General features: G+C 62.1%; 22 protein-coding genes. 8 read left to right on the top strand and 14 right to left on the bottom strand.

What is annotated here, in order from left to right; genetic code table 11:
* The first annotated feature begins 126 nt into the window (after nucleotides 1–126).
* Both GGQ68_RS03035 and GGQ68_RS03030 read left to right on the top strand, forming a co-directional pair.
* Nucleotides 127–1,299, top strand: coding sequence for a MalY/PatB family protein (locus GGQ68_RS03035; protein WP_183962908.1), 1,173 nt, complete (start codon nucleotides 127–129; stop codon nucleotides 1,297–1,299).
* On the top strand, nucleotides 1,296–1,562 hold the full coding sequence (locus tag GGQ68_RS03030; RefSeq protein WP_183962907.1) for a hypothetical protein: 267 nt from the start codon (nucleotides 1,296–1,298) through the stop codon (nucleotides 1,560–1,562). The genes GGQ68_RS03035 and GGQ68_RS03030 overlap by 4 nt, the downstream gene beginning before the upstream one ends.
* Here GGQ68_RS03030 and GGQ68_RS03025 read toward each other — a convergent pair.
* The 10 genes from GGQ68_RS03025 to GGQ68_RS02980 all read right to left on the bottom strand — a co-directional run bounded on the left by GGQ68_RS03025 (nucleotide 1,559) and on the right by GGQ68_RS02980 (nucleotide 7,504).
* On the bottom strand, nucleotides 1,559–2,182 hold the full coding sequence (locus tag GGQ68_RS03025; protein WP_183962906.1) for a trimeric intracellular cation channel family protein: 624 nt from the start codon (nucleotides 2,180–2,182) through the stop codon (nucleotides 1,559–1,561). The genes GGQ68_RS03030 and GGQ68_RS03025 overlap by 4 nt on opposite strands.
* A 76-nt stretch (nucleotides 2,183–2,258) precedes the next feature.
* On the bottom strand, nucleotides 2,259–2,711 hold the full coding sequence (rnhA, locus tag GGQ68_RS03020; RefSeq protein WP_183962905.1) for a ribonuclease HI: 453 nt from the start codon (nucleotides 2,709–2,711) through the stop codon (nucleotides 2,259–2,261).
* 3 nt (nucleotides 2,712–2,714) lie between these two features.
* Nucleotides 2,715–3,320, bottom strand: coding sequence for a methyltransferase domain-containing protein (locus GGQ68_RS03015; protein ID WP_183962904.1), 606 nt, complete (start codon nucleotides 3,318–3,320; stop codon nucleotides 2,715–2,717).
* Nucleotides 3,317–3,769 (bottom strand): DUF3429 domain-containing protein, encoded by a 453-nt coding sequence (locus tag GGQ68_RS24230; RefSeq protein WP_183962903.1) that lies wholly within the window; start codon nucleotides 3,767–3,769, stop codon nucleotides 3,317–3,319. The genes GGQ68_RS03015 and GGQ68_RS24230 overlap by 4 nt, the downstream gene beginning before the upstream one ends.
* A 100-nt stretch (nucleotides 3,770–3,869) precedes the next feature.
* Nucleotides 3,870–4,298: a c-type cytochrome gene (locus GGQ68_RS03005; protein ID WP_281374629.1), complete on the bottom strand. Its 429-nt coding sequence runs from the start codon at nucleotides 4,296–4,298 to the stop codon at nucleotides 3,870–3,872.
* Nucleotides 4,298–4,732: a c-type cytochrome gene (locus GGQ68_RS03000; protein ID WP_183962901.1), complete on the bottom strand. Its 435-nt coding sequence runs from the start codon at nucleotides 4,730–4,732 to the stop codon at nucleotides 4,298–4,300. Before GGQ68_RS03000 ends, GGQ68_RS03005 begins: the two co-directional genes overlap by 1 nt.
* A 63-nt stretch (nucleotides 4,733–4,795) precedes the next feature.
* Nucleotides 4,796–5,278 (bottom strand): pyridoxamine 5'-phosphate oxidase family protein, encoded by a 483-nt coding sequence (locus GGQ68_RS02995; RefSeq protein ID WP_183962900.1) that lies wholly within the window; start codon nucleotides 5,276–5,278, stop codon nucleotides 4,796–4,798.
* Entirely contained in the window at nucleotides 5,278–6,237 is a 960-nt protein-coding gene (gene ispH, locus GGQ68_RS02990) for a 4-hydroxy-3-methylbut-2-enyl diphosphate reductase (protein ID WP_183962899.1), read from the bottom strand. The genes GGQ68_RS02995 and ispH overlap by 1 nt, the downstream gene beginning before the upstream one ends.
* Nucleotides 6,238–6,408: 171 nt before the next feature.
* Complete coding sequence (locus GGQ68_RS02985; protein ID WP_183962898.1) at nucleotides 6,409–6,861, bottom strand: YqaA family protein; 453 nt, start codon at nucleotides 6,859–6,861, stop codon at nucleotides 6,409–6,411.
* A 70-nt stretch (nucleotides 6,862–6,931) separates the two neighbouring features.
* Nucleotides 6,932–7,504: a LabA-like NYN domain-containing protein gene (locus GGQ68_RS02980; protein WP_183962897.1), complete on the bottom strand. Its 573-nt coding sequence runs from the start codon at nucleotides 7,502–7,504 to the stop codon at nucleotides 6,932–6,934.
* Nucleotides 7,505–7,647: 143 nt separating this feature from the next.
* Between GGQ68_RS02980 and folK the strand changes: the two genes are divergently transcribed.
* From folK to GGQ68_RS02955, 5 genes are all read left to right on the top strand, one after another.
* Entirely contained in the window at nucleotides 7,648–8,217 is a 570-nt protein-coding gene (folK, locus tag GGQ68_RS02975) for a 2-amino-4-hydroxy-6-hydroxymethyldihydropteridine diphosphokinase (RefSeq protein WP_183962896.1), read from the top strand.
* A gap of 83 nt (nucleotides 8,218–8,300) precedes the next feature.
* Complete coding sequence (gene rpoZ / locus GGQ68_RS02970; protein ID WP_183962895.1) at nucleotides 8,301–8,654, top strand: DNA-directed RNA polymerase subunit omega; 354 nt, start codon at nucleotides 8,301–8,303, stop codon at nucleotides 8,652–8,654.
* Nucleotides 8,655–8,685: 31 nt separating this feature from the next.
* Nucleotides 8,686–10,821: a RelA/SpoT family protein gene (locus GGQ68_RS02965; RefSeq protein WP_183962894.1), complete on the top strand. Its 2,136-nt coding sequence runs from the start codon at nucleotides 8,686–8,688 to the stop codon at nucleotides 10,819–10,821.
* A gap of 13 nt (nucleotides 10,822–10,834) precedes the next feature.
* Nucleotides 10,835–11,497 (top strand): DUF2062 domain-containing protein, encoded by a 663-nt coding sequence (locus GGQ68_RS02960; protein ID WP_183962893.1) that lies wholly within the window; start codon nucleotides 10,835–10,837, stop codon nucleotides 11,495–11,497.
* Nucleotides 11,498–11,610: 113 nt separating this feature from the next.
* Nucleotides 11,611–12,363 carry a pyridoxine 5'-phosphate synthase gene (locus GGQ68_RS02955; protein WP_183962892.1) on the top strand — a complete coding sequence of 251 codons (753 nt, stop codon included), beginning with the start codon at nucleotides 11,611–11,613 and terminating at the stop codon, nucleotides 12,361–12,363.
* A gap of 28 nt (nucleotides 12,364–12,391) precedes the next feature.
* Here GGQ68_RS02955 and GGQ68_RS02950 read toward each other — a convergent pair whose 3' ends face one another.
* Nucleotides 12,392–12,973 carry a YqgE/AlgH family protein gene (locus GGQ68_RS02950; protein ID WP_183962891.1) on the bottom strand — a complete coding sequence of 194 codons (582 nt, stop codon included), beginning with the start codon at nucleotides 12,971–12,973 and terminating at the stop codon, nucleotides 12,392–12,394.
* Nucleotides 12,974–13,114: 141 nt separating this feature from the next.
* On the opposite strand from GGQ68_RS02950, the gene GGQ68_RS02945 reads away from it, so the two are divergent.
* Nucleotides 13,115–13,909, top strand: coding sequence for a protein-disulfide reductase DsbD domain-containing protein (locus GGQ68_RS02945; protein ID WP_183963013.1), 795 nt, complete (start codon nucleotides 13,115–13,117; stop codon nucleotides 13,907–13,909).
* A 27-nt stretch (nucleotides 13,910–13,936) separates the two neighbouring features.
* On the opposite strand, the gene GGQ68_RS02940 is transcribed toward GGQ68_RS02945, so the two are convergent.
* The 3 genes from GGQ68_RS02940 to moaB form a co-directional block, all read right to left on the bottom strand.
* Nucleotides 13,937–17,656 carry an efflux RND transporter permease subunit gene (locus tag GGQ68_RS02940; RefSeq protein ID WP_183962890.1) on the bottom strand — a complete coding sequence of 1,240 codons (3,720 nt, stop codon included), beginning with the start codon at nucleotides 17,654–17,656 and terminating at the stop codon, nucleotides 13,937–13,939.
* A 44-nt stretch (nucleotides 17,657–17,700) separates the two neighbouring features.
* The gene (locus GGQ68_RS02935; RefSeq protein WP_183962889.1) at nucleotides 17,701–19,176 is read right to left on the bottom strand and encodes an efflux RND transporter periplasmic adaptor subunit; all 1,476 of its coding nucleotides are present in this window, start codon (nucleotides 19,174–19,176) and stop codon (nucleotides 17,701–17,703) included.
* A 128-nt stretch (nucleotides 19,177–19,304) separates the two neighbouring features.
* The gene (gene moaB / locus GGQ68_RS02930) at nucleotides 19,305–19,847 is read right to left on the bottom strand and encodes a molybdenum cofactor biosynthesis protein B (RefSeq protein ID WP_183962888.1); all 543 of its coding nucleotides are present in this window, start codon (nucleotides 19,845–19,847) and stop codon (nucleotides 19,305–19,307) included.
* Between the last annotated feature and the right edge of the window lie 47 nt (nucleotides 19,848–19,894).

Raw genomic sequence — 19,894 nt, 5'->3', positions numbered from 1 at the left:
CAAGGGCACAAGCGCACCGTATTTCAGCTCAAATGGCCCGCGAGACGTCACAAAGCCCGCAAATTTTGGCCTTGCGCCTGCGCGCACCTCTTGGGAGGACTCTTACACCATCACAGGAGACCTTGCATGAGCCGCTTTGACGAAGAGATCGACCGCACTGGCACCCACTCGGCCAAGTGGGACATGATGGAGACGCTCTATAACGTCCCCGCGGATGACGGGCTGGCCATGTGGGTCGCTGACATGGACTTCCGCCCGCCGAATTGCGTTCAGGCTGCGGTGCAGAAAATGGCCGACCACGGCGTGTACGGCTACTACGGAGATGACAGCAGCTACCGCGAGGCGATCCGCTGGTGGATGGACACGCGCCACGGCTGGTCCATCGACACAGGTGCGATCTTTACCACACACGGTCTGGTGAATGGCACGGCCATGTGCCTCGAATCCTTCACGGCCCCCGGCGACGGCGTCGTTCTCTTCACACCAGTCTACCACGCGTTTGCCCGCGTCATTCAGGCCTCCGGTCGCAAGGTCGTGGAATGTGAAATGCCCGTGGTCGACGGCCAGTACTGCATGGATTTCGACGCATGGGACGCACAGATGACCGGGTCGGAGACCATGCTGGTGCTGTGTTCGCCGCACAATCCCGGCGGCCGCGTCTGGACCCGCGCCGAACTCGAAGGCGTCGCGGCATTCGCAAAACGTCATGACCTTGTGCTGGTCTCAGACGAGATTCACCACGATCTGGTGATGCCCGGCGCAACGCATACGCCCATGGCGCTGATCGACGGCATCGCGGACCGTTTGGTGATGATGACCGCCACCACCAAGACCTTTAACATCGCCGGGGCGCACATCGGCAATGTTATCATCCATGACGAAGCCTTGCGGGCCAAATTCGCCGCGCGCATGGCCGGCTTTGGCATGTCGCCAAACTCTTTTGGATTGTTCATGGCAGAAGCGGCCTACTCCCCCGAAGGCGCGGCCTGGGTGGATGAGTTGACCGGGTATCTGGACGGAAACCGCCGTCTGTTTGACGAAGGGGTAAACGCCATCCCCGGCCTCAAAAGCATGGCAATGCAGTCCACCTATCTCGCATGGGTCGACTTTTCCGGCACAGGGATGCCGCGCGCGGACTACATCAAGCGTGTCGAACAGGACGCCAAGATCGCGGCCAACCACGGGCCGACCTTTGGCAAAGGCGGGGAAAGCTTCTTGCGGTTCAACTTTGCGACACCGCGTGCGCGCGTCGAACAGGCGGTGCAACGGCTGCAACAGGCCTTCGGGGATCTGCAATGACAACGGCGCTGCTCGCCATCCTCGTCATCGCCGCGCTCGCGCTTTGGTCGTGGCGCACCCGCGGCGGCAGTCGAGGCATGAGCATGGGCGGCGGCGGGGCCGCCCGTCCGGCGAAAAAGAACTGCAAATGGGTGCCGGATGGGGAGGCCAAGGGCCGCCTGCGCCCCTTCCGTTGCAAGACCTGCGGTGTCACGGCTTTTTCGCAGCATGAAGCAGGTCCGGAGCTGTGCAAGCGCGGCCTGACCGACGGAAAGATGAACTAGGGTTTGGTGCGCGGCGGACGCCCCTTGTAGACCGGCAACCGCCAGCCAAAGGCCATGCTGCCCGCCCGCGCCACAAACGTCACCGCAGCACAGGCCAGACCCGCCTCTGCCGCGCCATAGTCTGAGACCAGCACCGTGGCCAGCCCGCCGAAAAACGCGCATGTCACATAGAGTTCGCCCTGTTTCAGGACCAATGGCAGCTCATTTGCGACCACATCGCGCATCAAGCCCCCCGCACAGCCTGTCACCACCCCCATGACCAACACGATGGGCGCAGGCTGTCCTTGGGCCACCGCAATCCCGGACCCAGCCGCGACAGCAACCGCCAGCGCCGCCGCATCCAGCCAAAGGATCGCGGAATAGCGGCTTTCCAGAAGATGCGCGGTGAAGAAAACCAGCAGCGCCGCGCCACTTGCAACAGCCAGTATGGTTGGGTCCGCGATCCAGAAGATCGGATTGCGGTCCAGCATCAGATCGCGCAGCGTCCCACCCCCGACCGCCGTCAGGCAGGCCATGAAGACAAATCCCACAACGTCCAACTGCGCGCGGCTTGCCACCAGAGCGCCGGTCAGCGCAAAGATCAGAACGCTTGCGTAATCGAGCAGGTTCAAAGCGGTCATGACGCCTCCCCTCGTGCGGACCTGATATCTATCGACGCGAAAGATATCTCTCTTCAGACGTTTCTCCGCCGCGCGCTTATTTCTTGAACGGCGCCATGCCAGCCCGGGCCAGCTCGTCCGCCTTTTCGTTTTCCGGGTGGCCGGCGTGCCCCTTCACCCATTGCCATGTCACATCATGGGTCGCTTGCGCCGCGTCCAACCGCTGCCACAGCTCAACATTCTTCACCGGCTTCTTGGCAGCGGTTTTCCAGCCGTTCTTCTTCCAGCCAAAGATCCAGCCGGTCACGCCGTTCTTGACGTATTGGCTGTCTGTCACGACAACGATTTTCGACGGCCGGCTGAGCGACTCCAGCGCTGAAATTGCCGCCATCAGCTCCATCTGGTTGTTGGTGGTATGCGCATCGCCGCCGTTCAGCTCACGCTCCTTGACGACCGCGCCGCCTTCTTTGGCTTGCATCAGCACGCCCCAGCCGCCGGGCCCCGGATTGCCGGAGCAAGCCCCGTCAGTATAGGCGTAAAGGTCGGGCATGGGTCACTCCTGCTGCGGTTTGCGAGCGGTCAGGGTGAACCAGCCCGCCACCACCCCGTCAAGCCCCTTGTCCGCACCTTCGCGCAGATCGCCGACGGACAGGCCCAGCGCCTCCAGCAGGCCGGTCATCTCGGTCACCGTATAATAGGTGTAGAAACGCCCCAAGCCGTCGCGCGCAGCACCCCGACCGGTTTTCAGGCCGATGTGCATCAAGCCACCGGGCTTTAACGCCAGATGCAGCCCCGCCAGATGACCCGGCATATCGTCACGCGGGGCATGCAACAGCGAAAAATTCGCCCAGATACCGTCGTAGACATGAACCGCGTCGATCTCGTCAAAACTGGCCTGCCGAACCTGCAAGCCGGGCACGCGCCGCGCCTGCGCCACCATCCCGGCAGAGGCATCAACGGCATCGACCTCCAGCCCGTCCGCCAGCATAGCCGCCGCCCAAGTGCCCGGACCGCAGCCGAGGTCCAGAACCTTGGCGCCGTCAGGCAGCGCGTCGATGAAAGCGCGCAACGACGGGTCCGCCGCATGATCTTTGCCAAAGCTCTCCGCATACTCCGCCGCGCGTGCGTCGTAGACCGAAAGCGTTTCGCGGTCGTTCACAGAACCACGCTCACGGCGAGGCAGGCCACCACCAATGTCGTCAGCAGCACGCGCAGTTTCATCCACCACGCGGGCGCCAGCCCCCAGCGGGCAAAGGCCGCGTCGATCATCAAAAGCCCAAGGAACCCCACGATCAACGAAATGCCCGAGGCCTTTGTCCCGATCCCGGTCATGAAAAACGCCCAAAGCGCCGGGATGACCGACAACACATAGCATGTCGTTGCCTGCTCGCCTGTCGCCTTTGTGGCAAAGCCCCAAAGCACGCCGGACATGAAGGCCAGGATGACGACCCCGTAATACAGCTGGACGTATGGCCCGGTGAAACGACCGCCAAGCGTGTCCAGCGCCCAGCCGCCCAACGCAGGCGATAACAACGTCAGCGCCCCCCAGACGAAGGGCAGAACGCCCGCAAGGCCCAGCAGCAAGGCAGAGCGTGGAATCTGTGTCATTGTGTATCTCCGGTCCCGTGAGGATGACAGGGGCAGCCCGTCATCCACTTCGAACCATTGTAGCCGGGACATCTCTCAACGCCAGTGTCTGCCGGATGCGTCACTCGTGCGGGGGGTTACGGCCGGCCTGCATGATCTGGATTTCTTCCGGCCATTGCGACCGGATGTAGGCGAGCACATCCCAGATGTCGTCGTCGGACAAAGTGTGACCAAATCCGGGCATTCCGCTGGTGAAGTCGATGACATTGAGCCGCTTCATCAGCTGTGCCCCACCGTATTTCACATAGTCAAAATTCTGCGCATTGGAATGATGCCATGTGTGGCCGGTCTCGTCATGCGGCGGCGCAGGCAAGCTGCCATCTGCATTGGGGATTTGCCAATCCGGCTGGCCTTCGAGCGCTGCACCATGGCACATAGCACAGCTCTCGGCATAGACGGATTGCCCATTTTGCAGATCTCGCTCGTCAAGTTCATGGGTTGCGCAAGCAGGCCCCGCGACGCAAATCGCCGCGAGTGCAGTGATCCGCATCATTCCTTGTACTTGCTGTGGCATGCTTTGCAGGCGTCGCCCAACTGGCCCATTGCCGGGCCGAGATCAGCAGCGGCGGTGATCGTGATCCCTTCCGCAGTGGTTTGAAGCGCCTCTGCCTTGGTCACGAAGTCATCCCAGTTGTCCCAGATGGCTGGCAGCGCCTCGGATTCCGGGTCGGTTTCCTTTGGCTCGAACAACTCGGGCGCCGCCTCTGCCCGCGCAGCAACCGTATCCACCGCCGCCTGAGCGGCCATGGCGTCGAAATCCGCCTCGCCCTTGACCATCTTGCCCAGTGTTTTCATCGATGCGCCGATGTCGCTCATGGCGGCCATGCGCGCCTTGACGACCGGGTTTGCCACTTCTGAATGCGCCAATGTGGTCATGGAGGCAAAGCTGGTGGCGGTGATAAAGATCATGGAAAAAAGACGCATTTGGCAAACTCCGGGCTAATGACAATCAACCCTGACCCTACCTCAACCGTGAAACTTGTCCAGTCACGACCCTGTGCCATCGAGCACGGCATGTGTCGCCAGAACCGGGCCGGTCCGAAAATAGCTCACGTCGTTGGTGAAAAGCGATTCAGGCACCAGACGGATCAGCCGCCCCGACGGCGCGTCGATCTGCGCGACCGTTTCAACGAACCAGGGGTTCCATGTTTCGGGCGTGCCGAGGTAACGCGTCAGCAACCGCCGGAAGAGGGCGGCATCCATCGGCTCCACCGTGGCGCTGCCGCGCAGCCCCAAATGACGCAAAAGCCCGTCTTCGTTGTCGTAATCCACGATCTCGACACTGACGCGCGGGTCACTGGCCACCCTGCGCGCAGAACTGGCAGCTTCGTCGGACAACATCCAAAGCGCACCGCCCTCCCAAGAAAACCAGACCGGCGCCGTACGCGGCGCGCCTGTGTCGTCAAGCGTCGCCAGAAAGGCCATCAGAGGCTGAGAAAGCACCTCTTGCGGATCGAACGGGTGCGGCATCAGGCGGTCTCTCGCAGCACGCGCGGCACCTTGAACTCCACATTTTCCTGCGCCGTTTCCACCACCCTTTCGGACACGTCGAACCGGTCACGGAAGGCCTGCGTGACCTCCTCGATCAGCACTTCGGGAGCGGAGGCTCCGGCGGTAATGCCCACGGATCTGGCCCCCTCCAGCGCGCGCCAGTCAATGTCTTCGGCGCGCTGCACAAGCTGCGCATAGGCGCAGCCCGCCTTGCGCCCCACCTCCACCAACCGGCGAGAGTTCGACGAATTGGGTGCACCCACGACCATGAGGGCGTCAATCTTTGACGCGATGGCCTTTACCGCCTCCTGACGGTTTGTTGTGGCGTAGCAAATATCTTCCTTATGCGGGCCGACGATGGCAGGGAACCGCTTCTGCAACGCCGCCACGATGTCCGCCGTATCGTCCACAGACAAAGTTGTCTGCGTAACGAACGCCAGCCGCTCCGGGTCGCGCACCTCCACATGGGCGACATCATCAGGGGTCTCAACCAGCAGGACTTCGCCTTGCGGCAGCTGGCCCATGGTACCAACCGTCTCAGGGTGGCCGGCGTGGCCGATCATGATCATCTGAAGCCCGTTTTCCGCGTGGCGCGCCGCTTCGATATGGACCTTGGACACCAACGGACAGGTGGCATCCACAAAGACCATTTCACGCTTCGCCGCCTCTGCCGGCACCGCCTTGGGCACCCCGTGGGCGGAGAAGATCACAGGACGGTCGTCAGGGCATTCTTCGAGCTCTTCGACAAAGACTGCGCCCTTTGCCCGCAGATCATCTACCACGTACTTGTTGTGCACGATCTCGTGGCGCACGTAGACCGGTGCCCCCCATTTCTCCAAGGCCATCTCGACGATCTTGATGGCGCGATCCACACCAGCGCAAAACCCGCGCGGCGCGGCAAGGTATACGTCGAGGGGGCGCAGAGCAGTGTCGGTCATTACGGGTCTCCTTTGGCACTTCACCTAGTCACCCGGTGAGCATTCGTCCAGTGATCGACGGTGACGCCCGTCAGCGAAGGTTGTCAAACGCGCCCACGGTGGGCGTGCGCTAGAACAATCTGCTTTCGATACGACACAGACATGCCCTTTCGGCCATCATCACCCCAGCAGCTAGCCGAGGATAAACGCCGCGCTCCATGCGAAGGCAATATATCTCACCGTCTTGGCAAATCCGACCAACAGCACGAATTGCCACAATGGCGTGCGCATGATCCCTGCGGCCAGCGTAATCGCATCGCCCAGTGGCGCCCAAGACAATAACAACGACCACAAGCCCCACTTGGCATACCAGCGCTGCGCTTTATCCAGTTGTTCCTCGTTGGCGGGGAACCAGCGCTTGTGGCGGAACCGCTCCAGCCCCACGCCCATGCCGTAATTCACAACTGACCCAAGCGTATTGCCGATGCTGGCCACAACAACGAGCACCCACAGGGGCCACTGCCCGGTGGCTTGCAAGCCGGCAAAGACGATTTCCGATTGGAATGGCAGAACGGTCGCAGCGCCGAAGGCAGCTACAAAAAGGCCGCCCAATCCAAGCGACGAGGCGGCCAAATCTGTCAGCATAATGACTGCATATCCTATCGCCCCCGGTGATGGCGCGGCCCCATCCGCGCCGCCCTCGGGATGTGGCGTATCAGGTCGAGGAAGCAACCTCGAAATTGCGTTCAACCGGCGTTTCGCGCGGCGGGCGTCCGATCACGTCGCGCAGTTCATCCAACTCGATGAAGTTGTCTGCCTGACGGCGCAGTTCATCCGCAATCATCGGAGGCTGGCTGCGAATGGTGGACACCACCGACACGCGCACGCCCTGACGTTGCAACGATTCCACCAGCGGGCGGAAATCACCGTCGCCGGAGAACAGCACGATGTGATCGACACGTGGCGCAAGCTCCATCGCATCGACCGTAAGCTCGATATCCATGTTGCCTTTGACCTTCCGACGGCCTTGGCTGTCGGTGTACTCCTTCGCAGGCTTCGTCACCATGGTGAAGCCGTTGTAATGGAGCCAGTCGACCAGCGGACGGATCGGCGAATACTCGTCATTTTCCAAAAGCGCTGTATAGTAAAACGCGCGCACCATTTTGCCACGTCGCGCGAACTCCTGCCGCAAAAGCTTATAGTCGATGTCGAAGCCGAGAGCCTTTGCCGCAGCGTATAGGTTCGACCCATCGATGAACAGCGCAAGCCGTTCGTCCTTGTAAAACATGAAAAGTCCTTTCTTTAAATTTGCCCGCGCAACAGATTGAGTGTGAGTGAGTGAGTGCTTGCAGGCGTAGGGCACAAGAATAATGCTTTGAGCACGTATCGCAAGGCGGCGACATATCTCTTTAGAATAGATTGGGGGCATAATTGACACAAGAATACCTGATTGCATTAGGGTCTAACCTAGGGTCATCCGCTGGGGACCCGGCCCAGACGGTGCGCGCCGCACTTGACGCGATGCCAGCCAAGGGCATCACACCCCTTCGGGTAAGCCGACTTTATGCAACACCCTGCTTTCCCGCCGGAACCGGGCCTGACTACGTCAATGCCTGCTGCGCCGCCCGATTTGATCTGGGTCGAACAGAAATTGCGACCTTCCTGCATAAGTTGCATGAAATTGAAGCTGATTTCGGACGAGCCAGGCTTCAGCGGTGGGGCAGCCGCACGCTTGATCTGGACCTGTTGGCCGTCGGCGATACAATTTTGCCGGACCCGGAAACCTATGACACATGGCAGCGTTTGACACCGCAGGAGCAGACATGCCAAACCCCGGATCAGCTGATCCTGCCGCATCCCCGCTTGCAGGACCGCGCCTTTGTTCTCGTGCCGCTTATGGATGTCGCCCCGACTTGGCAGCACCCCGTACTGCGACAATCAACCGCAGAGCTATGTGCCGCCCTGCCCGATCATTTGCGGGCTGAACCAGTCGCATTGTGATGGCCCGTCCCTTGTATCTCGGCCCGTCTCGCGGTAAGTGGGATTTTCTCGAGAAGAATCCACCATAGGATTGGAGCGTTCACATGGCCCGCGTGACGGTAGAAGATTGCGTCGATAAGGTTCCCAACCGGTTTGATCTGGTGATGCTCGCAGCGCACCGCGCCCGCGAAATCGCCTCCGGTGCGGCGATCACCGTCGACCGAGACAACGACAAGAACCCGGTTGTTGCCCTGCGTGAAATCGCTGAGGAAACCCAGTCCACCGACGAGCTCCGCGAACGCCTGATCGAGTCCAACCAGTCTCAGATCGAAGTGGACGAGCCGGAAGACGACGCGATGGCATTGCTCATGGGAGCAGAACAGGACAAACCTCAGGAGGACGATATGTCTGAGGAAAAGCTCCTGCGCGCTCTGATGGAAGCACAGGGCCAGAGCTGAGACCGGCAAAGGGTTGGAAGGATGAGGCAGCATGATCGCCGCTGATGATCTTGTTGCACTCGTTCGCAACTACAACCCGCGCACCAACGAAAAGCTGATCAAAGCGGCCTATGAATACGGGCGCGAGATGCACGATGGGCAATTCCGCAAGTCGGGGGAGCCTTATTTTACGCATCCCGTCGCCGTCGCCGCGATCCTGACCGAACAGCAGCTGGATGATGCCACCATCATCACGGCCTTGCTGCATGACACGATCGAAGACACCCGGTCCACCTACTCCGAGGTCACTGAAAAGTTCGGCAAGGACGTGGCGGAGTTGGTCGATGGTGTGACCAAGCTGACCAACCTCCAGCTTTCCAGTTCAGAGACCAAGCAGGCGGAAAACTTCCGCAAGCTGTTCATGGCCATGTCCAAGGATCTTCGTGTGATCCTTGTGAAGCTTGCCGACCGTCTGCACAACATGCGCACAATCAAGGCGATGAAGCCTGAAAAGCAGATGCAGAAAGCGCGCGAAACCATGGATATCTTCGCGCCTCTCGCCGGACGCATGGGGATGCAGTCCATGCGCGAAGAGCTCGAAGATCTGGCTTTCCGCGTCCTGAATCCGCAGGGCCGCGAATCGATCATCCGCCGCTTCATCACGCTGCAGAAGGAAACCGGGGACGTCATCCACCGGATCACCTCGGACATGCGCAAGGAACTTGAAAAGGCAGGCATCGACGCCGAAGTTTACGGGCGCGCCAAAAAGCCCTACTCGATCTGGCGCAAGATGCAGGAAAAGAAGATCGGGTTTTCCCGTCTTTCCGACATCTACGGCTTCCGCGTGATCACCCGGTCAGAGGCCGATTGTTACGCTGTGCTGGGGGCGATTCACCAGCGCTGGAAATCCGTCCCCGGCCGGTTCAAGGACTACATCAGCCAGCCGAAATCGAACGGCTACCGCTCCATCCACACGACCGTGTCGGGCCGCGACGGCAAGCGCGTCGAAGTGCAGATCCGGACCCGTGAAATGCACGAGGTCGCCGAAACCGGCGTCGCTGCGCATTGGTCCTACCGCGATGGTGCCCCCGCCGCGAACCGCTTTGCCGTCGATCCTGCCAAGTGGATCGCCCAGATGACGGAGCAATTCGATCAGGAGGAAGACCACGACGCCTTCTTGGAGGCCGTCAAGCTGGAGATGTACTCGGACAAGGTCTTCTGCTTCACGCCCAAGGGCGATGTTGTGAAGCTGCCCAAAGGGGCGACACCGCTGGATTACGCCTATCAGATTCACACGCGCATCGGGTCCAAATGCGTCGGCGCGAAGGTGGACGGCATCCGCGTGCCGCTCTGGACCCGGCTGAAAAATGGCCAGTCGATCGAGATCATCACCGCCGAGGGGCAAGCGCCGCAGGCCACATGGCTCGACATCGCCACCACCGGCAAGGCCAAGACCGCGATCCGCCGCGCCCTGCGCGAGGCGAACAAGGAACGCTTTGCCAAGCTGGGAATGGAGCTGGCCCGCGCTGCCTTTGAATCCCATGGTAAGAAGGCCACCGACAAGGCGCTGGAAAAAGCCGCAACCACGCTGCGCCTTGGCGACGTGGAAACCTTGCTTGCGCGGCTTGGAAGCGCGGAACTGACCACGCGTGAGGTGGTGGAAACCGTCTATCCCAACCTTGTCATCGCTGCCGAAAACGAGGTGGAGATGAAGCGCGCCGTGGTCGGCCTGGGCGGTCAGGGGTTCGAACGCGCAACCTGCTGCCAGCCGCTGCCCGGCGAACGCATCGTCGGCATCGTGCACCGCGGCAAAGGTGTCGCCGTGCACGCCATCGACTGCAGCTCTCTGGAGGAATACGAGGAACAGCCGGACCGCTGGCTCGACCTGCATTGGGCGGACGGAACGCATCCGGCGGTCTATTGTGTCTCCCTGGAAATGGTGCTGTCGAATGATGCAGGGGCGCTTGGGCGCATTTGCACATTGATTGGCGAGCGGAAGGCCAATATCTCGGACATGACTTTCAAGGATCGCAAACCAGATTTTTACCGGATTATGATGCAAGTGGACCTGCGTGACGCTGAACATCTGCATTCCGTGATCTCCTCGCTGGAGGCCGAAAGCATGGTGGCTTCGGTTGAGCGACGCCGTGATCCGGGTCTGGAAACCATGCCGGAGGCGGCGGAATAAAGGGCGACATTCGGTGTTTAAGCGACGCGACAGACGGCCGATCTGGCGGATCGGGCTCGAAGCGCTCTGGCCCAAGGGTGGCTGGGGACGCGCAGCGCGTTACGTCCGTCTACGGCTGAACCGCCTTCCCGACCCGCCGCACCGCATTGCGCGCGGCATCTGGGCAGGGGTGTTCACCACGTTCACGCCGTTCTACGGGCTGCACTTCCTGACGGCAGCGATCATCTCCTTTGTCATGCGCGGCAACCTGCTGGCTGCGATCCTGGCCACGTTCTTTGGCAATCCGCTGACCTACGTGCCCATCGGCGTCGTATCGATGAAAACCGGGTATTGGCTGCTGGATCTGAATAACTCTGACAATTTTACCCACCACCACGAAGGCGGCGGGCTGGTCACCAAATTCCTGAAGGCCGGCGATGATCTGTGGAGCAATCTTTGGGCGGTGCTCAGCGGCCATCAGGTCGACTGGACCAACCTCCGTATCTTTTATGACGAGGTGTTCTACCCCTATATGATCGGCGGGATCATTCCCGGCATCATTACGGCGACGATCTGCTATTATATCTCCTTGCCGATCATCACGGCTTTTCAAAACCGCCGCAAAGGGGCCATCGCCGCAAAGCTGGCCGAACTGAAAAAACGCAAGGCAGAAGGCCGCGCCCGCGAGGGTCGCTGATCTTGCGCAGCGCGCATGACGGAACGGCAATCACGCGCTTTTCTTTCCGTAACCGAAACGCTACCTTTTGATCAAAATCTGACCGCCCCGCGGAATGCAAGGGATCGAAAGCTATGACCGACTATGCTGGCCGCCTCCGTCTTGGCGTCAACATTGACCATGTTGCCACTGTCCGAAACGCCCGGGGGGGCGACTACCCCGACCCGATCCGGGCTGCCAAGCTCGCCGAGGACGCGGGTGCCGACGGGATCACCGCTCACCTGCGTGAGGACCGCCGCCATATCACCGACCCAGACATCGAACGGCTGATGGACGCGCTGACGGTTCCGCTGAACTTCGAAATGGCCGCCACCGACGAGATGCAAAAGATTGCCCTGCGGCACAAGCCGCACGCCGTCTGTATCGTTCCGGAAAAGCGCGAAGAGCGCACCACCGAGGGCGGACTGGAAGTCGCCAATGACGAAAACCGCCTGGCGCATTTCATCGGCCCCTTGCGCGAAGCGGGCTGCCGCGTGTCGATTTTCATCGCTGCGGACAAGCGTCAGATCGACGCCGCCCACCGCATCGGCGCGCAAGTCATCGAACTGCACACCGGTGGCTACTGCGACAGCTATTCCGATGGGAACATGGAGCTGCACGCCGCCGAACTGGAGAAAATGCGCGACATGTCCGCCTACGCGCACAGCCTTGGGCTGGAGGTCCACGCAGGCCATGGCCTGACCTATGAGACCGTCAAGCCTGTCGCCGCTTTTCCAGAGGTGATGGAACTGAACATCGGGCATTTCCTGATCGGCGAAGCGATCTTTCGCGGGCTGCAACCCGCCATAGCTGAAATGCGCCGCCTTATGGACGAGGCCCGCGCCTAAAGCGCCATGCCGGTCGCGCCGCCAACTGCTAGGCGCGACCGCCTTCGGACGACAACATCATCGGCGACACGCCCAGGGTTTCCAGCGCGGCCTCCCATTTGTCGGTATCCGCGAGACCAAAGATCAACGACGGCACGGCCTCGCAGACAAGCCAGGCGTTTTCGGCAATTTCATGTTCCAACTGGCCCGGCCCCCAGCCGGCGTAGCCCAGCATCATCAGCCACTTCTCAGGCCCCTGCCCCTGGCCAAGATCTTCGAGCACATCGAGCGTCGCGGTCATGCTCAGATCATCCGTGACCTCCAGCGTCGTCACCGCAGACGCGTAATCCGGCGAATGCAGCACAAAGCCGCGCCCCATCTCGACCGGGCCGCCATAGCGCACGGGCAAAGCCCCCAGATCCGCGGTATTTTCGATGTCCAGCTGCGTCAGCAACGCGCTCATGTCGATGTCTTGCGCCGGTTTGTTGATGATCAGGCCCATGGCGCCGTCGGCAGAATGATCACACAGCAACACCACGCCCCATTCGAATCGCGGATCTTCCATGCCCGGCATGGCGATCAATAGACGTCCGGTCAATTCGGTGGGTTTATCGGTGATTTCACCTGTCATGCGTGCCTCTTTTCCGCTCTTCGGTCCACCATGCGACAGCGACCTCTCATGTGCAAGAACGTGTCCTTCACGCCACCGCTGACAAGCCTCTCACCGCAAGGTGACTTCCATTTCAGCGCATTCCAGAGCATCTGATTGGATATGACAAAAATCTTTGCTGCCCTTCTGCTCTCTCTTCTTCCGATGGCCAGTCAGGCCGAAAGCTTCGATGGCCAGGTTCGGGCCACTTTGCTGCCGGGCTGGCGGCTCTCCAATGGCGACCATGTGGCCGCCCTGCGGCTGGAGCTTGCAGACGGCTGGAAGACCTATTGGCGCAGTCCCGGAGATGCGGGCATTCCGCCCAGCTTCGATTGGAGCGGCTCGCGCAATCTGGACGATGTGACCGTGTCCTGGCCCAGCCCCGATGTGTTCTGGCAATCGGGGATGCGGTCGGTCGGCTACAAACATGAAGTGATTCTTCCGTTGCGGGTCGATCTGCGCAATGGCGCGCGGGATGCGCGGTTGAGCGGCACCATCGACATCGGGATCTGCAAAGATGTCTGCCTGCCACAACGCCTGACGATCCAAGCCAATCTGCCCGCCGCCGCCCGCAAACCCGATGCGCGCATTGCCGCCGCGATGGCCGATCTGCCGTATCGGGCTGCTGACGCAGGCATCACGCGTGTTCACTGTCAGGTCTCCGCAGCCGAGCGTGGTCTTGGCCTGACCGTTGCGCTGGACATGCCCGGCGCCACCGGGCGCGAAGAGACGGTCATCGAATTCCCCGATCCCGAGCTTTGGGTGGCCGATCCCGAAACGTCGATCCAGAATGGTCAGCTGGTGTCACAAACCAGAGTGTCCCATACGTCACGCGCGGCTTTTGCGCTGGATCGCTCTGCCATGACGATCACCGTTCTGGGTGGTCCCATGCCGGTGGAGATTCGCGGCTGCGATTGATCCTTCAGCGCGGCGAGGGAGACGGGGTCACCCCGCCTTCCGGTCGCCCAGTGCATTGCGCCGACCTGCCGTCAGCCCCCAGACCAACGCCACCAGCACATAAAGCCCCAGCGCCAGCGCGGCCGACCCTGCCAGGAACACACCCAACGCGGCCCCTGCCCCGCCGCCCCCGAGCATCGCAGGCAGGCTGCCCGTTGCCGCGACCCAGCCCAAGGTCACCGCAAGCCAACCCAGCACCGCTGCGGTCCCTGCCAAAAGCACGCCGCGCACCGCACCTGAGCGGAAACGCCAGCCCCGCTTGAGCGCCCCCCACGCCTTGCCCACGTCGTGTTGCACCGCGACCAGCGACGGCACCACAAGCAAAACCAGCACCATGCCAAAGCCCAAACCGTAGACCAGCGTCACCACCGTCGGTTTCAGGAACTGCGCATCAGAGGAATTCTCGTACAGCAACGGCGCAAGGCCCAGAACCGTTGTCGCAGTGGTCAGGAACACCGCGCGCAAGCGGTCTGCCGCGCCGTCGATAATGGCGGGGACCAGTCCTCGATCCTTTGCGTATTCGTCGATTTGCGTCACCAGCACGATCGAGTCGTTGATGATGATCCCGGTCATGCCCAGCAACCCCACCACCGTGAACATGCTCGCCGGAATATCCCAAAGCCAATGGCCGTAAATCGCGCCCACAAGTCCAAAGGGAATGATCGCCATCACCACCAACGGCCGCGTCCAGCTGGCAAACACCCACGCCAGCACGAGGTAGATCCCCAGAAGCACCATCAACAGCCCCAGTTGCGCATCCGCGAGGAATTCACTCTCCTGCTCTGACAGACCGGACAGGGCGTAGTCCACTTGCAGCCTGTTCGAGATGGCGGGAAGAATGGTATCTTCCAGCGCCTGCATGATCTCGGTGGCGCGGGCGGGGTCATCCTCTGATATGTCCCCGGTGACAGAGATCAGCCGCACGCCATTCTCGCGTCGCACGGTGCTGAAGCCTGTGCGCTGATCCACGCGCACAATATCGGCCAACGGCACGTAGGCCCCCTCCGGCGTGCGCAGCATGGTGCGTTCTAGGAAATCCGCCGTCAGTTCCCCGTCGGGCAGTTCGACGCGTATTTCGGCAGAGCGCGGACCGACCGGGAAGGTCGCTGCTTCGATCCCGCCCAGGCGGTTGCGCAACACCCTGCCCAACCCGTCGATGTCAAAACCAAGCGCTTCGCCTTGCGGGGTCAATTCGAGGATCAGCTCAGCCTTGTCGTAGGACAGGCTGTCCTCCACCGCCGAGACTTCGGGGAATTGTGTGACGGCGGCTTTGAGATCTTCGGCGGCGGCCTTCAACGTCTCGGCATTTGCGCCCGAGAACTGCACATCCAGCGCATCGCCACCGGGACCCGATCGCCACCCCCGGAAGGAGATCGTCTCGACCTGCGGATGACGCCCGGCCCGTTCCTGAAGTTCGCCCACGAAGGCGAAGGAGGAATAGGGCCGCAGGTCTGCCTCGATCAGTTCGATGGAGATCGCGCCAAGCTGGTCGGCATCCTTGGTGTCGGCGCCCGCAAGGCTGGGACCGGAGTTGCCGCCAATTTCGGCAATCACATAGGACAAGGGATTGCGGCCGTAGCGTTCCTCATATTCGGCAGCCAACTCGTTGGTGGTCTGCTGCAGCAGGCGCAGCTGGGCGATGGTGTCGGCGCGCGTGGCGCCCGGCACCATGGCAAAGTTACCGGTGACCGAGGCACGCTCCGGCGCGTTGAAGAAACGCCACTGAACATCGCCGTTGATAAACAGCACCGCGATGCCCGCCAGAGCCACCACGGCCCCGGACAGCACCACGTAGCGCGCGGCCACGACCAAGTGCATCAACGGGCGGAACAAGGCTTCGCGCACCCAGCGAAAGCCCCGGTTCACGGTGCGCGAGGCGCTGTCGATGCCCATGTCGGACAGGCTGCGCAGCTCGCTTGCGCGGCGTTCAGGGGCCATGCGCAACAGCCGCAACACCAACACCACGGCCACCAGAACCGCAAAGCCCAATGCGCCCATCCACCCCAGCCCGAAGAGCCCGGACCGAGCCGTCAGCGCCGAGGCATGCAACCCCTGGAGCCAAGCCGGACTGTCCCCAAAGCTGGCCCCGAAACTGGCCCATGAATTGTCCAGCGCGCCGGGCAGTGACAGTGCCCCAAGCACGATCAAACCGACCGCCAGCATGGTCACAAGCGTGTGGCCAAAAAGACCTGCCCCGGCACGCCATGCGCGAAACCCGGTCCGCTCCCTTGGGGTCAGAGCGTGGGCCATGTGGTTGGGCAGAATCAGAAAGCACTCCACCAGCGACGCCAGCAGCACCATGATCACCGTAAAGGGGATGTCGGAGATCATATTGCCAAACCGCCCTCCGATTGCCGTCAGGCCAAAGAAAGCGATCACCGTCGTGAGAGTCGCGGAAAACACCGGCAGCGCCATGCGGTTGGCGGCGCGCTCTGCGGCCTCGAACGGGCCGTGACCGTTGCGCGACAGATGATCGGCGTGTTCCCCCACCACGATGGCGTCATCCACAACGATGCCCAGCGTGATGATCAACGCGAACAGCGAGATCATGTTCAGCGTCAGCCCGCCCACATACATCAGCGCAATCGCCGCCAGCAGCGCCGTGGGAATGCCCAGCGCCACCCAAAAGGCCGTGCGCGTGTTCAGGAACAAAAACAGCAGTGCCACGACCAGCAACAAGCCCATCGACGCATTGTCGAGCAGGATATTCAGGCGCCCGGTGATCGCCTCGGATCGGGTGCGGATCAGATCAATGGTCACGCCGTCGGGCAAGGTGGCCTGATAAACGGCTGCGACCTCTTCGACCTGTTTCTGGATCGCGATGGCGTCGCCCCGGTCAGATCGGTCCACCCGTACGGAAATCGCCGAATTCTCTCCGACGAAATAGCTGCGTTCACGGTCCACGCCCTCCTGGCGCACGCGGGCCACATCACCGATGGTCAGCTTTGTGCCATCCGCCTGTGCGCGTAACGAAATGCCCGCAACATCCTCGGCGCTGCGCTTTTCGACACCGGTGCGCACCCGCGCTCCGGCACCGTCCACATCGCCCGCCGGGTCCGCGTTGACCTCTGCGGCAATGGCATTGGCGATCTGAGCCATGGTAACATCATGTTCGATCAAACTGGCAGAGGGGACCTCGACCACAACCTGCGGCGCGGCGACTCCCCGAATGGTGGAGCGTGTGACCCCCTCGGCAAAGAGGCGGACGACAAATTCATCCGCAAAGCGCGCCAGTTGGTCCACGCCCACAGGGCCGGTGATGACCACATCTGTCACCCGGTCGCGCCACCCTCCGCGCCGGACTTCAGGCGTGTCCGCCTCCTCAGGCAAGCCGGTGATGCCGTCGACGGCCTGCTGCACCTCGTCTGCCGCGCGGCCCATGTCCCAGTTGGGCTCGAATTCCAGCCCGATGCTCGCACTGCCCTCGCGAGAGCGCGCCTCCGACGCGGCGACCCCTTCGACAGACAGCAGCGCCGGTTCCAGCACTTGCACGATTGCGGCGTCAACGTCCTCTGCCCCGGCACCGTCCCAGCGGACAGAGACATCGATTTCGTCACTGATGATATCCGGAAAAAACTGCGCCCGCATGTTTGGCGCAGCCAGAAGTCCGGCAGCCAGCAGAATCACGAGGATCAGGTTCGACAGCGTAGGGTGCCGGGTGAAATACCCCAGGATGCCGCCCGCTGCCTTGGACAAGTCGCGTGCCATTGTCGTCTCTCCCATGCCCCCTTGGGGGCGTGACGCGGGGGCGTTCAGCCGCCCATGCGTTCCTCGATCCGGGCCACCACATCGGCGGGCACGCGGTCCTGTTGCAATTGCGCAAGAACGCGCGTGCGCGCCTCCTCCGGCATACGGCTGTTGCCCTCGACAAACGCCACAAGCGCGGCGCGACGTTCGGCGCTGAGCTCCAGCATTTGGTCTGTGGTGTCGGCGTCGGTCACGTTGGCGTCCTCTGCCCCTTCCGGGCGCATTGCCTCGACCTTGATCCCCGCGCCCAACAAAGGCGTGCGCTGTGCCACGACCTCACGGCCTGCAAGATCCTCGGCGCGCACAATCACCTCATCGCCTTGACGGCGTTCCAGCGTCACGGGAACCACCTGCAACCGCTGGTCGTCGCCAAGCGCCAGCACCGCGCCATCCGCGCCCAGCGCGGTGGCAGGCAGACGGGCCACATTTTCAAGCGCCGGCTCCTTGGTCTGCACGGTCACAAAATCGCCCGGCTTGAATCCGCGCGCGGCGTCGAGTGTCGCAAACAACAGACGTCCGGTCTGACCTTCTCCAACAGATGCACTTTCGCGCGACAGCGTGCCCGACGTGGTCAAACTGACGCCAAAGACATCCATAACAACCTGCACCGGCGCACCGCGCAAGCGGCCGTCCGCGCCGATCAGACGCGCGTATTGTGGGGTGGAAACGCGGAACGCCACTTCCAGTGCGGCCGGATCGACAAGCTGCGCCAGTTGCTCATTGGCGGAGACCAGACGCCCCGCGACCACGGTCACCTCGGTCAAGACGCCGTCGAAAGCGGCGCGGATTTCGGTGTCGTCAAGCCGCCGGCTGGCTTCGTCACGAGCGATCTCCGCCCGACGTTGCGCCGTTGCGGCCTGGTCGATGCGCGCCTCGGCGGTTGCGACGGCCTGCCGGCGGGTCAGAACCGCCTGACGCGCCGTGGACAACGCCAGTTCTGCCGTCTCCACCGCAGCTTCGGTCCCCACGCGGCGTTCCAGCAAATCCTGCGACCGGCGCAAAGCCCTGTCGCGCAAGGCCACCTGTTCTTCCGCGGCGGTCAACTCATCACGGGCAATGCCGATGGCACGCTGTGCCTCACGGCCTTCGGCCTGCGCGTCGAGCAGATCGCTTTCGGCCCGGTCCAGCGCCGACTGCGCATCCGCCGGATTGATCCGCCCCAAAAGCTGGCCTTCTGTGACCTCGCCACCTTCGACGAACGCCGGATCAAGGTCCATCAGAGTGCCCCCTGCTGCGGCGCGCAGCTCCAGAGTACGGGCGCTCTGCACCTCTCCAAAGACCGACAGGATGGGCACTTCCCGGCCCGGGGTGACCTGCACCGTGTTGACAGTGAACACACGTTCACGGGCGGCGCGTTCACGCGGCTCCTCGTTGATGCGGGCCTGCACGGCCTCACGCACCATGATGCCCGCCCAAGCCAACAGGCCGAGCGTTAAGGCAAAAAGGAACAGGCCCGTCAGGCTCTTTCGGAAAAAGCGCATGGGTCGCCTCCCTCGGCGGGCCGCCCATCGCAACCCGCACCACAGTCCATACTCCATACTCCACAGATTGATCGCCGAACCAACCCGCAGACGTATCCATATGTTACGAGCTTACACGGCCCATCGGATCACTTCCGTCGCTGATGTTCATCAAGACGTGGGAAAATCTCGACAAAGTTGCAGGGCCGGTGCCGATAATCCAACTGCCACCTGAGTATCTCATCCCAGGCGTCCTTGCACGCACCCGTCGATCCGGGCAGCGCGAACAGGTAGGTGCCTTGCGCGACACCGCCCGTGGCGCGGCTTTGCACTGCGGACGTGCCTATTTTCGCATAAGACACCATGGTGAAGACGGTTCCGAAGGCGTCTATTTCTTTCTCATAGACGTCGCGGTGCGCCTCTACCGTCACATCGCGCCCCGTCAGACCCGTGCCGCCCGTAGAAATCACCACGTCCACCTCCGGGTCGGCACACCATGCCCGCAAGCGATCGGCGATCACCGTGCGCTCGTCTTTCACGATTGCGCGATCTGCCAGCAAATGCCCCGCCTCAGTCAGGCGGGCGACCAGAGTGTCCCCGGATCGGTCATCCTCCAGCCCGCGTGTGTCACTGACCGTGAGAATCGCGATTCGGACAGGAATGAATGCCTTGCTTTCGTCGATGCGCGACATGGGCGGCCTCTTGGTTAGGGAGTGGGTGCCGCCACTTTCGGCAGCGC

Origin of the sequence: Sagittula marina (assembly GCF_014196795.1) — a bacterium.
Lineage (GTDB): Bacteria > Pseudomonadota > Alphaproteobacteria > Rhodobacterales > Rhodobacteraceae > Sagittula > Sagittula marina.
The sequence above is the reverse complement of the archived record's forward strand: the minus strand, read 5'-3'. Positions and strand labels throughout refer to the sequence as shown.